This window comes from Phyllobacterium lublinensis (genome assembly GCF_020164435.1).
Taxonomy (GTDB): Bacteria; Pseudomonadota; Alphaproteobacteria; order Rhizobiales; family Rhizobiaceae; genus Phyllobacterium; species Phyllobacterium lublinensis.
This window is the reverse complement of record NZ_JAIUDQ010000013.1, coordinates 109068-122422: the sequence shown is the minus strand read 5'-3', so window position 1 is coordinate 122422 and position 13355 is coordinate 109068. Positions and strand designations below refer to the sequence as shown.

Annotated in this window: 16 protein-coding genes, 1 tRNA gene and 1 riboswitch; of the genes, 6 read left to right on the top strand and 11 right to left on the bottom strand. The window is 56.5% G+C overall.

Annotated features, from left to right (window positions below):
- The first annotated feature begins 201 nt into the window (after positions 1-201).
- Complete coding sequence (pip, locus tag K9U38_RS16220) at positions 202-1152, top strand: prolyl aminopeptidase (RefSeq protein ID WP_224495386.1); 951 nt, start codon at positions 202-204, stop codon at positions 1150-1152.
- A gap of 43 nt (positions 1153-1195) precedes the next feature.
- On the opposite strand, the gene K9U38_RS16215 is transcribed toward pip, so the two are convergent.
- Positions 1196-1639: a VOC family protein gene (locus tag K9U38_RS16215; RefSeq protein WP_224495385.1), complete on the bottom strand. Its 444-nt coding sequence runs from the start codon at positions 1637-1639 to the stop codon at positions 1196-1198.
- 123 nt (positions 1640-1762) lie between these two features.
- Positions 1763-2206, bottom strand: coding sequence for a hypothetical protein (locus K9U38_RS16210; RefSeq protein ID WP_224495384.1), 444 nt, complete (start codon positions 2204-2206; stop codon positions 1763-1765).
- Positions 2207-2342: 136 nt separating this feature from the next.
- Between K9U38_RS16210 and K9U38_RS16205 the strand changes: the two genes are divergently transcribed.
- Positions 2343-2690: a DUF952 domain-containing protein gene (locus tag K9U38_RS16205; RefSeq protein ID WP_224495383.1), complete on the top strand. Its 348-nt coding sequence runs from the start codon at positions 2343-2345 to the stop codon at positions 2688-2690.
- The gene (locus tag K9U38_RS16200) at positions 2687-3775 is read left to right on the top strand and encodes a quinone-dependent dihydroorotate dehydrogenase (RefSeq protein ID WP_224495382.1); all 1089 of its coding nucleotides are present in this window, start codon (positions 2687-2689) and stop codon (positions 3773-3775) included. The genes K9U38_RS16205 and K9U38_RS16200 overlap by 4 nt, the downstream gene beginning before the upstream one ends.
- Here K9U38_RS16200 and K9U38_RS16195 read toward each other — a convergent pair.
- From K9U38_RS16195 to K9U38_RS16175, 5 genes are all read right to left on the bottom strand, one after another.
- Entirely contained in the window at positions 3772-5127 is a 1356-nt protein-coding gene (locus K9U38_RS16195) for an MATE family efflux transporter (protein ID WP_224495381.1), read from the bottom strand. The genes K9U38_RS16200 and K9U38_RS16195 overlap by 4 nt on opposite strands.
- 100 nt (positions 5128-5227) lie before the next feature.
- Positions 5228-5725, bottom strand: coding sequence for a CAP domain-containing protein (locus tag K9U38_RS16190; protein ID WP_224495380.1), 498 nt, complete (start codon positions 5723-5725; stop codon positions 5228-5230).
- Positions 5726-5809: 84 nt separating this feature from the next.
- A complete protein-coding gene (locus K9U38_RS16185; RefSeq protein ID WP_224495379.1) occupies positions 5810-6076 on the bottom strand; it encodes a DUF6460 domain-containing protein in 267 nt (88 codons plus the stop codon).
- A gap of 76 nt (positions 6077-6152) precedes the next feature.
- Positions 6153-6226, bottom strand: a tRNA-Gly gene (locus tag K9U38_RS16180).
- 56 nt (positions 6227-6282) lie between these two features.
- Positions 6283-7374, bottom strand: a complete 1092-nt coding sequence (locus K9U38_RS16175; RefSeq protein ID WP_224495378.1) for a 2'-deoxycytidine 5'-triphosphate deaminase — start codon at positions 7372-7374, stop codon at positions 6283-6285.
- 138 nt (positions 7375-7512) lie between these two features.
- Positions 7513-7592, top strand: a riboswitch (SAM riboswitch).
- A gap of 62 nt (positions 7593-7654) precedes the next feature.
- On the opposite strand from K9U38_RS16175, the gene K9U38_RS16170 reads away from it, so the two are divergent.
- On the top strand, positions 7655-8848 hold the full coding sequence (locus K9U38_RS16170) for an O-succinylhomoserine sulfhydrylase (protein WP_224495377.1): 1194 nt from the start codon (positions 7655-7657) through the stop codon (positions 8846-8848).
- A gap of 19 nt (positions 8849-8867) precedes the next feature.
- Here K9U38_RS16170 and K9U38_RS16165 read toward each other — a convergent pair whose 3' ends face one another.
- Entirely contained in the window at positions 8868-9203 is a 336-nt protein-coding gene (locus K9U38_RS16165) for an MmcQ/YjbR family DNA-binding protein (RefSeq protein ID WP_224495376.1), read from the bottom strand.
- 152 nt (positions 9204-9355) lie between these two features.
- Here K9U38_RS16165 and apaG point away from each other — a divergent pair, with 152 nt between their 5' ends.
- Positions 9356-9748 carry a Co2+/Mg2+ efflux facilitator ApaG/CorD gene (gene apaG, locus K9U38_RS16160; protein ID WP_224495375.1) on the top strand — a complete coding sequence of 131 codons (393 nt, stop codon included), beginning with the start codon at positions 9356-9358 and terminating at the stop codon, positions 9746-9748.
- Position 9749: 1 nt separating this feature from the next.
- Positions 9750-10046, top strand: a complete 297-nt coding sequence (locus K9U38_RS16155; RefSeq protein WP_224495374.1) for a hypothetical protein — start codon at positions 9750-9752, stop codon at positions 10044-10046.
- Between the two features lie 32 nt (positions 10047-10078).
- Here K9U38_RS16155 and K9U38_RS16150 read toward each other — a convergent pair whose 3' ends face one another.
- Genes K9U38_RS16150 through K9U38_RS16140 form a run of 3 tightly spaced genes read right to left on the bottom strand, consistent with a single transcriptional unit; the run spans position 10079 to position 13230 of the window.
- The gene (locus K9U38_RS16150; protein ID WP_224495416.1) at positions 10079-11074 is read right to left on the bottom strand and encodes an Hsp33 family molecular chaperone; all 996 of its coding nucleotides are present in this window, start codon (positions 11072-11074) and stop codon (positions 10079-10081) included.
- A 1-nt stretch (position 11075) separates the two neighbouring features.
- Entirely contained in the window at positions 11076-12014 is a 939-nt protein-coding gene (argF, locus tag K9U38_RS16145) for an ornithine carbamoyltransferase (RefSeq protein WP_224495373.1), read from the bottom strand.
- A gap of 10 nt (positions 12015-12024) precedes the next feature.
- Entirely contained in the window at positions 12025-13230 is a 1206-nt protein-coding gene (locus K9U38_RS16140; RefSeq protein ID WP_224495372.1) for an aspartate aminotransferase family protein, read from the bottom strand.
- Between the last annotated feature and the right edge of the window lie 125 nt (positions 13231-13355).

The following is a 13355-nucleotide window of genomic DNA, read 5'->3' as shown; positions in this document are numbered from 1 at the left end:
TTGCAGCGGTCATTATCCAAAAGCCCTAATCCTAACGACTAAATCTAATTTTCCTGATATATCAAGAGAATTTTGACACGCGTCAAAGTTTTACCGAGCAATGGAAGTGCATACGTAAAGGCTAGCTCGTTCAATTGCCTTGGCAAAACCGTATTCCCGAGCGATTATTTGTTGTGGGGATAATTATTGAAAGTGGGATGCATGATTACAAATACTCTTTACCCTGAGAACCAGCCTTATTCTGAACAGATGCTTGAAGTGTCTGAGTTGCACAGCATTCATCTGGAGGAATGCGGCAATCCGGATGGTAAACCCGTGATTATGATCCATGGAGGACCAGGAGGTGGAATAAATCCGATCATGCGTCGCCTGCATGATCCCGAGCGCTACCGCATCATCCTCTTCGATCAACGCGGCTGCGGGAAATCTACGCCGCATGCCGAACTGGATGAAAACACGACCTGGGACTTGGTCGCCGACATGGAGCGCATCCGCAACCATCTCGGCATCGAGAAATGGCAGGTCTTCGGTGGATCCTGGGGCTCAACGCTGGGGCTGGCCTATGCGCAAACACATCCTGAAAAGGTGACGGAACTGATCCTGCGCGGCATCTTCATGATAAGGCGTTTTGAGATCGAGTGGTTCTATTCGAACGGTGCAAGTATCATTTATCCCGATCGTTTTGAAGCCTACCAAGCCCATATTCCTGAGGATGAACGCGGCGACATGGTGGCTGCCTATTACAAACGCCTGACGGATCCTGATCCGAGTGTACGCATGGCCGCTGCCAAACTGTGGGCACGTTGGGAAGGATCAGCGCTCTCCCTGCTTCCGGACCCGGCACGAGAAGAGGCTTTCGGCAGTGATCATTTCGCCATCGCCTTCGCCCGGATCGAATGCCACTACTTCCAGAACCGGGGCTTTTTCGACACCGACGACCAGTTGTTGCGCAATGCGCACCTGATTCGCGATATTCCTGGCATCATCGTCCATGGCCGCTATGACATGTGCACACCTTTGCTCAATGCATGGCATCTGAAAAAAGTGTGGCCAGAAGCTGATTTGCGGATCGTCGAAGACGCTGGGCACGCTGTCAGCGAACCCGGTATTGTCCATGAACTCGTCGCAGCAACCAAGCGATTTGCTGCGTGACAGTTTATCCGTAACCGGCCGACATCCCGGCCGGTTACTTTTGCTACGCCGCGAGATGTTTGTGCTGCGACTTGACGACCCACAAGTGCCCGAACGGATCAGTCAGCACACCGGCACGGTCGCCGCCCTCCAGAGTTTCCACCTCGTTGCGCAGACGTCCGCCTTCGGCAACTGCATGGTGCATCACGCGATCGACGTCATCGACATGAATGTCCAGCATGACGGGTGTTGCTCCAATGGCATGAATTGATCTTGGACCACCGAGCGACGCGTCCGCATCGCGCCTCGGATTTGCACCGACTATCATCACCATCGATGCGCCCATGCGCATCTCGGCGGCAATCAACTCGCCATTATGTAGATATGGGCGGCCGACAACCCTGGCGCCGAAGACATTCTCGTAAAAATCCAGAGCTTTCTGCTGGTCACCATGGCGGACGAAAAGTCTGATCGACACTTCTCCAATCAGTGTTGGCACTGCAATCATTTTACCGCTCCAAAGACAAAATTGAGAGCGACTAAAGTCTACCATATTTTCGAACAAATCAAGAACAAACTACCCAATTGCAGGCGAAGCTCCTGCCACTTTCCTGACATTGGCGACTGAGCATCAAGTCTTTTGCGGCGTAGGCTGCTCCGGCTTGGTTTCGCCGCCGTCCTTGTCGAATTCCTTCGCAATCCCCATGAAGCGGCGCATGAACTTTTCCATATAGCTGAGCCCTTTTTCGAACTCCTCGTCGGATGGCAGTGCGTCGCGAACCACGGGCGGAATTTTGCCCATGCTGGCCACCGTCTGCTCAAGCGTGGTGACACGCGCTTTAAGGTCGGCAATATCTTCTTCATAGGCCGTCCGCTCTTCAGCCGCGAGTTTGCATATGAGTTGTCCTGATCTCTCCTGGCAGATCGACATTTCGCCCGTCCTGTTGTTCATGCGGACATAGCCGTCGCCTGTTTTTTCCAACGTGTAGGTCGTTGTCTCCTGCGCCAGCGCGGTAAACGACCACAGGGACCCAGCCGCGAGAGCAGCCAGCAGAGTGCGTGTTCGTGGTGACATGGAAGAACCTCCAACGTTGTGGCGTTGCACGAGTTTGGCGAAATATTACGCCGAAAATCTGGAGTAGCGTGAGATTTCTGTTACCCTTGCCACTCTGCACTTTTCGCTTCACAGTTTTGCGTCTAGTACAACGCTCATGACCCAGCTGATTTACAAGATCGCATCCCGCCCGCTCTGGCAGGCCGCCGAGGCCAGCGGCGTGTTTGAGGGCGCACCCATCGATCTGGCCGATGGCTACATTCATTTTTCGACTGCTGCCCAGGCAGTAGAAACCGCCGCAAAACATTTTGCTGGTCAGGACGATCTCCTGCTTGTTGCCGTTGAAACGGATCGGCTTGGCGACGCGCTGATATACGAAGTCTCGCGTGGCGGCGAGCTCTTCCCGCATCTCTATGCGTCCTTACCGCTCGCCGCCGTACGCTGGGTGAAACCATTGCCGCTCGGCAAGGACGGCAAACATGATTTTCCGGAGATGACGGCATGAGCGGATTATTCCAGTCGATCGGCCGCAAGATGCTGTTCTCGTTGGAGCCGGAAGATGCCCATGCACTTTCGATCAAGGCGTTAAAAACTGGCCTGGTGCCAGCATGCGTGCCGATCAACGATCCGGCACTGCGCGTTACGGTTGCGGGCCTCAGTTTTCCCAATCCACTTGGTATGGCCGCGGGTTATGACAAGAATGCCGAGGTACCGGACGCGCTGCTCAAGCTCGGCTTTGGCTTCGCCGAAGTCGGGACGCTCACTCCTCTGGCCCAATCCGGCAACCCAAAGCCGCGTATTTTCCGCCTGGTCGATGACAAGGCGGTCATCAACCGGCTTGGGTTCAACAACCAGGGCCATGAGTCCGCGTTTCGCCGACTGACGGAACGGCGTTCGCATGCAGGCATCGTGGGCGTGAATATCGGCGCCAACAAGGACGCCACCAATCGCGTTGCCGACTACGCGGCAGGCATCCGGAAATTCCATGCTTTGGCGAGCTACTTCACCGTCAACATCTCCTCCCCGAACACCCCGGGACTTCGCGACCTCCAGGCGCGCGACAACCTGAAGGAGCTGCTCGGCGCAGTGATGGAGGCACGAGATGCACAGCCTGGTGTCCGGCGTCCGGTCTTTCTCAAGATCGCACCGGATCTGACGGAATCGAGCCTTGACGATATCGCTGCAGAGGTCGCTCTGCACCCACTTGACGGTTTGATCATCTCTAACACAACACTCTCCCGCACCGGCCTCAAGAGCCAGCGAAATGGCGGGGAAAATGGTGGCCTTTCCGGGGCGCCCCTGTTCGAGCGCTCGACAATCGTGCTGGCAAAGATACGCCAGCGTGTCGGCCCTGAGTTGCCACTCATCGGGGTTGGCGGCATCGACAGCGCAGCAACCGCCATCGCAAAAATTCGGGCCGGGGCCGATCTGGTGCAACTCTACACCAGCATGATCTATCATGGCCCCGGTTTGGCGGGTGAGATCGTCAAGGGTCTATCCGCAGCGCTCATGCGCGACAGCATCACAACGATCGCGGCGTTGCGCGATTGTGACGTAGCGGACTGGGCAGCGAAGCCAATCCCGGCTTAATCCGCAAATTGCACCCGCGCCCGGCTTGGCAGAAGTGACAAGAGCGAAAGACCACGCAACCCTAAGAACAGGTGTAGCGCCAGCCATAGGCCGTGATTGCCAAAATAGAATGGCAAGATGAAATAGGCAGCAAAATAGCCAAGCAGCGACAAGATCATCATGTTGCGCATGTCGCGCGACCATGTTGCTCCAATGAATACCCCGTCCATATGAAAAGCCAGCAAACCGGCGACTGGCGCCATGGCAGCCCAAGGAAGGTAATGGGACGCCATGGACTGGACCTCATTGGACTTGATCAAGAAGGCAACGATCGAATTGCCGAACACGAAAAAGAATGTCGCCATCACCATCGCCAGCGCCATTCCCCACAGGAACGACAGTTTGACGCCGCGGTCGAATGCCGGTCGATAGTGCGCTCCGACGGCGCGTCCGGAAATCTGTTCGGCTGCCGTGGTCACGCCATCGATCAAATAGCCGGAGATCAGGAGAAAATTCATCAGTACAGCGTTGGTTGCGAGGGTAACGGCCCCCGCCTGGGTTCCAGCCCGCGTAAAATAGGCATAGGCAATCAGCAGCAGGAAAGAGCGGAGCATGATATCGCGGTTGACTGTGAACATGCGGCGTATCTCATGCACGTCGAGGATGCGCGCTTGCGTCGGATTGGCGACAGCGCGGAACTGCCGGTGAATCATGAACAGACCGATGACCAAGGCGACACTCTCGCCAAGCACCGTACCCCAGGCGATACCGGTTACGCCCCAGTCCATCACCAAACCGAGCCAAATCGTCATCACGACGTTCACGCCATTAAGCAATAGCTGGAGATACAAGCCCTGCATGGCTTTGCCCTGTCCCAAAAGCAAACCGAGCACCACGAAATTGCCGAGCGCCATTGGCGACGACAAAAGACGGATGGATACGTACGTCGACATGGCACTCGTCACGGCACTGTCGGGATCCATGAAGCCGATCGTGGCACTGAGTATCAGCGGTGTTGCGGCGATGAACAGCACGCCCACTACCGCGGCGATACCGATGGCACGCCAGAATACGGCCTGCTGTTCCACATCGTCATGGCGGCCCATGGCCTGCGCAACCATTGCGGTCGTTCCGGACCGCAGGAAATTCATCGTTGAGAAAAGGAAGTCGAACACCAGCGCGCCGATGGCCAGGCCGCCCAACAGATGGGCATCACCAAGCTGACCGATCACCGCGGTATCCACGAGCCCAAGCAGTGGCGTCGTGAGCGATGCCAGCATCACAGGTATTGTGATCGCCAGCATCAAACGATTGGTCACCTCAAACGGGCGAACAATCTTTGATCCAAGCGGAGTAGAAGCTTCGATCGTCATGGAGAGGCACCATAGATTAGCCGTCTGGCCGTCTATGTTCTATGCCACCGCATCACGCGCTTTTCCAGTGCAATCCGCGGTTGCGAACCAAGCAAACCGATTAACTTGCGAGGACCAGCGCCCAGTACCGCACGGCACCGCCATTGGCAGCTTCCGCATAGGCAAGACCGAAGCGGGTAAATTTTGGATCCAGCATGTTGCGGCGATGCGGCGGCGAGGCCATCCATCGGGCGAAAAGCTCATCCATATCCATCCGGCCCATGGCGATATTCTCAGCAGCTAGACCGTGGATGCCGTTATCTCGCACGCGGGATGAGAAACTGCGGCCCCAACTCGTGGTATGGCTCATGCGGCCGGCACTCGCCATATAAACAGCCTGTTGCAGTGCGGCGCCCTCCAGCGTGGGATCGGCCGACAAGCCGCCGAGTCCACTCGCGGAGCGGATCGCCTCTACGTTCGACGTTGCGGAAGCCGAGGCGCCTGCGCTCTTGCCCGGCGAACGCATGGCGGTCTGGCACGCGGCTACCGGCAAAATCGCGGTAACGGCGGCAAACCCTAAAAAGTTGCGACGCGACAGAAGGAATTTCGTTTCAGACATTGATACTTTCCGAATGAGACCACATGCCGATATTCAGCAATTGTGGCCCATTCAGGCCGAGATCGAGCGACTGCAACGTTATGGTCAGCGTCTGTAGCTCAGCAGCCTCAGTATGATGAAGCAAGGGATGACCACGACCGCTCCCAGCAGGAAATAGGCAGCAAAACGTTCAATTGCGCCGAAGCCCAGATTCCAGATGCGCCTGACAAAATTCTCCAACCCGTAGAGTATGTCCATCGGCGACCAGTCGAATGCACTCATGACGACACCGACCACCAATGAAACAACGATGAGCTTCACCAGGACTCGTCCGGGGGTATCCCCCAAAAATCGATTCATTCCTTCCGACATGTCTTCTCCACGTTGGCGATGCCAATGCCTTTGACATATGGCGATATCTGGTTTGGTGCAAGCCGGATGAAGTGGGTGGAGCGGGTGAAGGGAATCGAACCCTCGTATGCAGCTTGGGAAGCTGCCGTTCTACCATTGAACTACACCCGCAAATCACAACGTCAAATCAAGAGCAGCCGGGCCCGATAGTCAACCGGTTTTGTCTATCACCTGAAATGCTTGGAAAGTTTCAGGCCCTGGGCCTGGTAGTTGGAACCGAGATCGATGCCGTAAAGCGCATTCGGTCGCTCCAGCATATGCTCGTAGATGAGGCGTCCGACTATCTGGCCGTGTTCGAGTATGAACGGCACTTCATGGCTGCGCACTTCAAGCACCGCGCGACTGCCGGTCCCGCCGGCGGCCGTGTGGCCGAAGCCGGGATCAAAAAAACCGGCATAGTGAACGCGAAACTCGCCAACGAGCGGATCGAAGGGCGTCATTTCAGCGGCATAGAGCGGTGGCACATGCACCGCCTCGCGCGACACAAGAATATAGAATTCATCGGGATCGAGTACCAGTTCACGCGCACCGCGATCGTGAATCGGTTCCCAGAAGTCGAAGAGATCATGCGCGGCACGCTTGTCGACATCGACAACCCCTGTGTGGTGTTTCCCACGGTAGCCGACGAGGCCGTTTGCATCACCGGTCAGGTCAATCGAAAGGGCGATGCCGCCACCTGAAATATTCGGTGTATCGGATGCGACGAGCGTTTCAGCGGCGTGCAACGCCGTCAGTTCGATCTCTTCCAGTTGAGCGCGACCCGTACGGAAACGTATCTGCGACAGGCGCGAGCCGGTCCGCGCTACAATGGGAAATGTCCGGGGGCTAACTTCCAGATAGAGCGGGCCGCGGTATCCTGCTGGCACCTTGTCGAACTCCTGGGCACCATCGACGATTACACGTGTGAAAATATCAAGCCGGCCTGTCGAACTCTTCGGGTTGGCGGATGCAGAAACGTCTGCGGGCAGGTTCAAGCTTTCCAGCAGGGGGACAATGTAAACACAACCGGTTTCCAGCACTGCGCCTTCGGTGAGATCAATTTCATGCAGCTTGAGCCTGTCCAACTTGCTGATCACCGGCGTTCCGGGCCCGGGCATGAAGCTGGCGCGGACCCGATAGGCCTTCGGACCAAGGCGCAGATCCAGGCTGGCTGGTTGAATCTGATCGCCGTCAAAATCGCGCGCAGTCTTTAACGCGCCAGCCTCATGCAGCGCCCTGATACCACTGTCTGCCAGAATGCCCGCTTCACGTCTCGCCATGTCGTCCGCCGATACCAAACCAAAGCAATTCCAGGAAAAGTGGAAACCGGTTTCCATCCCGAATTGCGACTATGCTTTAAGAGACAAAAGCTTTAGCGACTCACCCGATTGACGCAAGCCGCCAAGAGGATTAAAGCAGTTTTATCCCGTGGTGATTTGGCCGGCCGGCTTGCAGCCACGTTAAATAATTTGCTAAAAGAGGCCCGGTCTCGTCCGGCCTTTTTGCGATTCACGCAAGGCCGGTTTTTTATTGGCCAGATTCTGGCAGATTGAGAAGACGATGACCAAGGCAGATACCCGCAAACTTCGCCCCGCAACGCAACTCGTTCATGCCGGTACCTTGCGCTCCGGCTTTGGCGAAACATCCGAGGCCCTGTTCCTGACGCAGGGCTTTGTCTATCCGAGTGCGGAAGCGGCGGAGGCGCGCTTCAAGGGCGAAGAGCCGGGTTTCATCTATTCACGCTACGCCAACCCAACCACCGACATGTTCGAAAAGCGGATGTGTGCTCTGGAAGGCGCCGAAGACGCACGGGCGACCGCGTCGGGCATGGCTGCGGTCGCTGCAGCAATCCTGTGTCAGGTCAGGGCTGGCGACCACGTCCTCGCTGCGCGCGCTATGTTCGGATCCTGCCGCTATATTATCGAGACCCTCTTGCCGCGCTATGGCGTCGATTTCACATTGATCGACGGTTCCAGGATTGAAAACTGGCAGGACGCCATCCGCCCCAACACGAAGGTATTGTTCCTCGAAAGTCCCACAAACCCGACTTTGGAAGTCATCGATATTGCAGCCGTGGCAAATGTCGCCAATTCCGTCGGTGCGAAGCTGATTGTCGACAATGTTTTCGCAACGCCGCTGTTCCAGAAACCACTGGAGCTCGGCGCACATATCGTCATCTATTCGACGACAAAGCACATTGACGGCCATGGCCGCTGTCTTGGCGGGATGATCCTCTCCGACAAGCAGTGGATCGATGAAAATCTCCACGAATATTTCCGCCATACCGGCCCGGGCCTCAGCCCGTTCAATTCCTGGGTGATGCTGAAGGGTCTGGAGACGCTGGCAGTGCGCGTGCAGCAGCAAACCGCAAACGCGACAAGGATCGCCGATTTTCTTGCCGAACATCCGGCGGTGTCGAAGGTTCTCTATCCCGGACGCGCAGACCATCCGCAAGCCGATATCGTCGCCAAGCAAATGACTGGCGGCTCAACCTTGATCGCATTCGAGGTAAAAGGCGGCAAGAAGGCAACCTTCTCGGTCGAAAATGCTCTGGAGATTATCCAGATTTCCAACAATCTTGGCGATTCCAAGAGCCTGATCACCCATCCGACCACGACGACGCACAAGAACCTGACCGATGAGGCGCGGGCCGAGCTAGGCATCTCGGATGGCCTGCTACGCCTGTCGGTCGGACTCGAAGACGTGAATGACCTGATCGATGATCTGGACGTTGCGCTGACGGCGGCACGCTAAAGCCAATACCGGCAATGCCCTAGAGCATATGCCGCGCCGAAAGGGACTTCGGCGCGGCTTTTTTCCAGGCCATAGCCATCGCATGCCTGACGGCCTCCGGATCGGCGTTTTGCAGAATGACGAGGGTCCAACCCTTCTCGCCCCAGCTTCCCGGCACCGGCTCGAACATGTCGGCCGACGTTTCGCGCAAGAGCGCCTGGTCCTCACGGGTAAGCGACAATACTCCGCGGTGCTTTTCAGGACGCAGCGTCGCAAAGATCTTGCCGTTCACCCGAAAATCCGTGGTGCCCAAATGGCTAGCCTGAATAGTTTCAGGAAAAGAAAGCGCCATCTCGGCAAATGTTTCGAGCTTCATCAATATTGGCGCCTGGTTTTCTTGAGCCGGCAATATCGATTATACTAACGGTAAATTGCCTGATCACGAATGATTTAAATCCAACCGTCCGCATGAATGGTTGACGAGCAGGCTTTGAGTCGCGATATCAGGGACATAGACTGAGAGCAAGAATGTACAGAGCCACAACGCGCGACATCGAAGTAACTGTTGAACCATTCTATCTGGAGGAGCAATCCAACCCGGAAGAAAACCGTTATGTGTGGGGTTACAGGATCACGATTGCCAATGAGTCCGAAGGAACAGTGCAGCTGCGAGCGCGCTACTGGAAGATCACCGATGGTAACGGCCATGTGGAGGAAGTGCGCGGACCGGGTGTGATCGGCGAGCAACCGGTTCTCAATCCCGGCGACAGTTTCCAATATTCTTCAGGCTGTCCGCTTACGACAACATCGGGGGTCATGACCGGACGCTATACGATGCAGGCCGAAACGGGAGAACGTTTCGACATCGAGATTCCTGCCTTCTCGCTCGATCTGCCTGACCAGCTGCGGACATTGAACTGATATGATCGAAGCCGAGCGCACGCAGTCTCCGTACATCAAGGGTCTCGCCTGCTCGGCAGTCGCTTTTGCCTTGGCAGTAGGGGCGCTTTTTCTTGGCTACACCCTGCCGAGTTTGAAAACCGGGGCTGAGGCCATAAGCCAATTGCTCGCCCTCGTTCTTGTTCCCGGCCTGATCGTGGGCCTGCTGGCGAAGAAATCGACCCGATCCTGGCCACTTTGGCTGATGATATGTGCGTTTATCGTTATTTTGATCGTGGTCACGCTTGCCCACGAATTCACAGCACCAATGCGAAGCTGACCGGCTCCTTCAACACATTCCACATTCTATCGTCAGTTTTTCGGAAGAAATTCCGACGGATCGAACACATACTGCGTCGAGCAGAATTCGCAGGTCACGCTGATCTTGCCGTCTTCGATGCTGTCCGTGATTTCCTCGGCGGTGAAGCCGGATAGCACACCTGCAATCTTCTCACGCGAGCACGAGCAATCATCGTTGACCGTGACCGCATCGAAAACGCGGACGCCCCTTTCATGAAAGAGGCGATACAGCAACCGTTCGGCGCCCACCTGTGGATCGGTCAGCTCCGAGCTTTCGATGGTTGCGACGAGCGCCTTTATTTCCGCCCAATCATCATCCTCGACAAGTCCGTCATCGTCCTCGTCGCCGTTTGGCGCGTCACCGGCCGGAAGATCTCGCTGGCGTATGCGCAATTCGGATTCAGGCAGAAACTGGACGATCAATCCGCCGGCGCGCCATTGTTCCACCGGCTTGCCATCTTCGCCACGCTCGACCAGCTTGGCAACCGAAAGCCGCACATCCGTCGGTATCTGTTCAGACTGACGGAAATAGGTTTTGGCGATCTCTTCAAGGTTGGAGCCGTCAAGGGCAACGATCCCCTGATAGCGCTGCGTGTGCTCGCCCTGATCCACAGTCAATGCGAGCGTACCGCTGCCCATCAATTCTTCCTGCGACAGCCGGCGTTCTGCCATGGATTCCGCCAGATGTTCCTCGTCGTAACGGGCGTAGGCTCGAACTGAATTCGGGGTGCGGAAGTCCACGACCAGCATGTCGACAGGACCGTCGGACTGTGACTGGAAGATAAACTTTCCCTCAAATTTCAACGATGTTCCAAGGAGCACTGTGAGGACGATTGCTTCGGCCAGCAACTTCGCCACCGGCTCGGGATAATCATGGCGGTTCAGGATGTCATCAAGCGCCGGCCCTAGTTGAACAGCGCGTCCCCGCGCGTCGAGGTCGGCGACCTGAAACGGGACGACCGCATCGTCGCCTGCGAAAATGTATTCATCTGGGTGCATTTCAGACATGTCAGACACTCGAGCGGCCTCCTTCGAGACACCAAGCAAGTATGGCTTTTTGGGCGTGCAAACGGTTCTCTGCCTCATCGAAGACGACAGAGTGGGGTCCGTCAATGACCGAATCCGTGACTTCCTCACCACGATGGGCCGGAAGGCAGTGCATGAACAGCGCATCCGGATTCGCGTGCCTCATCAAGGCATCATTGACCTGATAAGGCATGAAGACGTTGTGGCCGCGTGCACGGCCCTCCTGTCCCATTGACACCCACGTGTCGGTCACAATGCAATCGACGCCCTTAACGGCTGCAACGGGGTCGGTTGTCAACTTGATCTTGCCACCGGCACCTTTGGCCCATTCGAGATATTTTCCAGCAGGTTCACTGCCTTCCGGGGTAGCAATATTCAGATTGAAATCAAAACGCGCTGCGGCCTCGACGAGGGAGTGCAAAACATTGTTGCCATCGCCGGTCCACGCGAATGTCTTGCCCTTGACGGGTCCGCGATGCTCCTCATAGGTCATGATGTCAGCCATGATCTGGCAGGGATGCGTATCATCGGTCAGCGCATTGATGACGGGTACAGTCGCATTCTCAGCCATTTCGGTCAGGCGCTCATGAGTCGTTGTGCGCATCATTATGATGTCGACATAGCGTGACAACACCTTGGCCGTATCGGCGATGGTCTCGCTGCGGCCGAGCTGCATTTCCGAACCAGTCAGCATGATGGTCTCGCCGCCGAGCTGGCGCATACCAACGTCAAAAGAAACGCGCGTACGTGTCGACGGCTTGTCGAAAATCATCGCAAGGACCTTGCCCGCGAACGGTTTTTCGATGGCGCCGGCCTTGAGCCGCGTCTTGCGCGCCCGCGCATCGTCGAGAATGGTCCGAAGATCCCCCGAGGATAGCGCAGACAGGTCTGTGAAGTGCCTGAGGTCCTGCTTGATTGTCATGACGGAATCCTCAAGCGCTTTTCTGTCTGGTCGCCACGGAGAGCCGCTCGGCTGCCGTTTCGATCCGGGAGAGAGCGTCACGCGCCTCCGCTTCCGTCACAACCAACGGTGGTAGCAACCGGATCACATTGTCACCGGCACTGACAGTCAGCAGTTGCTCGTCGCGCAGCGCCTGAACCATTGTCGTATTCGGGACGACACTCTTTATTCCCATGAGGAGACCCTGGCCTCGCACTTCGGCAATAACATCTGGATAGCGATCAGAAATCGAAGCCAGCCCCTGCTTCATGACCAGGGAAAGTTTCTGGACATGTTCCAGAAAACCGTCTTCCAGAATGACATCGAGAACGGCATTGCCGACGGCCATGGCAAGCGGATTGCCGCCGAAAGTCGTGCCATGCACGCCAGCAGTCATCCCCTTGGCCGCCTCTGCCGTTGCAAGGCAAGCACCAAGCGGAAAGCCCCCGCCGATGCCCTTGGCAACAGCCATAATGTCAGGGCGAATTCCGGACCATTCATGCGCAAACAGCTTGCCGGTACGGCCAACACCGGTCTGGACCTCGTCGAGGATCAACAATAGTCCCTCATCGTCGCAGAGCTTGCGCAATGCACGCAGATCCTCATCCGGTACCGAACGTACCCCGCCCTCACCCTGGATGGGCTCAATCAGTATGGCCGCGGTCTCAGGACCAATCGCTGCTTTCAACGCCTGCTTGTCGCCGAAAGGAACCTGGTCGAAGCCTTCAACCTTGGGTCCAAAGCCTTCGAGATATTTCGGCTGTCCGCCCGCGGCGATCGTCGCGAGTGTCCGGCCGTGAAAGGCCCCCTCAAACGTGATAATGCGGAACCGTTCAGGGTTGCCGTTGACGTAATGGTACCGGCGCGCCGTCTTGATTGCGCATTCGAGCGCTTCAGCGCCAGAATTGGTGAAGAACACCTTGTCTGCAAACGTATTGTCCACGAGGCGTTGACCCAGTCGTCTTTGGCCTGGAATTTCATAAACATTGGAGACATGCCACAGCTTTTCAGCCTGGTTTTTCAACGTCTCCACGAGATGCGGATGGGCGTGGCCGAGCGAATTGACTGCTATGCCGGCAGCAAAATCAAGGTAGCGATCGCCCGACTCCGTCACAAGCCAAACACCCTCTCCTCGCTCAAAGCGCAGATCCGCACGAGCAAAAGTGTCGTAAAGCGGCTGCGCGTTTGCGTCCGTCATATCGTTTCGGGCCTCCAATACCCAGTTTGCCAAACTGCTGATCAACAAAGAAAAACCGGCAGCGTTGAAATCAAAAAGCCGCCCCACAATGCCATTCTTGGGGCGGCCACACCGGTAATATCATC

Excerpts from the sequence above, each read along its gene's own strand:
- pip (WP_224495386.1), top strand. The coding sequence starts at position 202 with ATGATTACAAATACTCTTTACCCTGAGAACCAGCCTTATTCTGAACAG.
- apaG (WP_224495375.1), top strand. The coding sequence starts at position 9,356 with ATGTACAGAGCCACAACGCGCGACATCGAAGTAACTGTTGAACCATTC.
- K9U38_RS16200 (WP_224495382.1), top strand. The coding sequence starts at position 2,687 with ATGAGCGGATTATTCCAGTCGATCGGCCGCAAGATGCTGTTCTCGTTG.
- K9U38_RS16170 (WP_224495377.1), top strand. The coding sequence starts at position 7,655 with ATGACCAAGGCAGATACCCGCAAACTTCGCCCCGCAACGCAACTCGTT.
- argF (WP_224495373.1), bottom strand. The coding sequence starts at position 12,014 with ATGACAATCAAGCAGGACCTCAGGCACTTCACAGACCTGTCTGCGCTA.
- K9U38_RS16210 (WP_224495384.1), bottom strand. The coding sequence starts at position 2,206 with ATGTCACCACGAACACGCACTCTGCTGGCTGCTCTCGCGGCTGGGTCC.
- K9U38_RS16185 (WP_224495379.1), bottom strand. The coding sequence starts at position 6,076 with ATGTCGGAAGGAATGAATCGATTTTTGGGGGATACCCCCGGACGAGTC.
- K9U38_RS16195 (WP_224495381.1), bottom strand. The coding sequence starts at position 5,127 with ATGACGATCGAAGCTTCTACTCCGCTTGGATCAAAGATTGTTCGCCCG.
- K9U38_RS16140 (WP_224495372.1), bottom strand. The coding sequence starts at position 13,230 with ATGACGGACGCAAACGCGCAGCCGCTTTACGACACTTTTGCTCGTGCG.
- K9U38_RS16155 (WP_224495374.1), top strand. The coding sequence starts at position 9,750 with ATGATCGAAGCCGAGCGCACGCAGTCTCCGTACATCAAGGGTCTCGCC.
- K9U38_RS16215 (WP_224495385.1), bottom strand. The coding sequence starts at position 1,639 with ATGATTGCAGTGCCAACACTGATTGGAGAAGTGTCGATCAGACTTTTC.
- K9U38_RS16165 (WP_224495376.1), bottom strand. The coding sequence starts at position 9,203 with ATGAAGCTCGAAACATTTGCCGAGATGGCGCTTTCTTTTCCTGAAACT.
- K9U38_RS16150 (WP_224495416.1), bottom strand. The coding sequence starts at position 11,074 with ATGTCTGAAATGCACCCAGATGAATACATTTTCGCAGGCGACGATGCG.
- K9U38_RS16190 (WP_224495380.1), bottom strand. The coding sequence starts at position 5,725 with ATGTCTGAAACGAAATTCCTTCTGTCGCGTCGCAACTTTTTAGGGTTT.
- K9U38_RS16205 (WP_224495383.1), top strand. The coding sequence starts at position 2,343 with ATGACCCAGCTGATTTACAAGATCGCATCCCGCCCGCTCTGGCAGGCC.
- K9U38_RS16175 (WP_224495378.1), bottom strand. The coding sequence starts at position 7,374 with ATGGCGAGACGTGAAGCGGGCATTCTGGCAGACAGTGGTATCAGGGCG.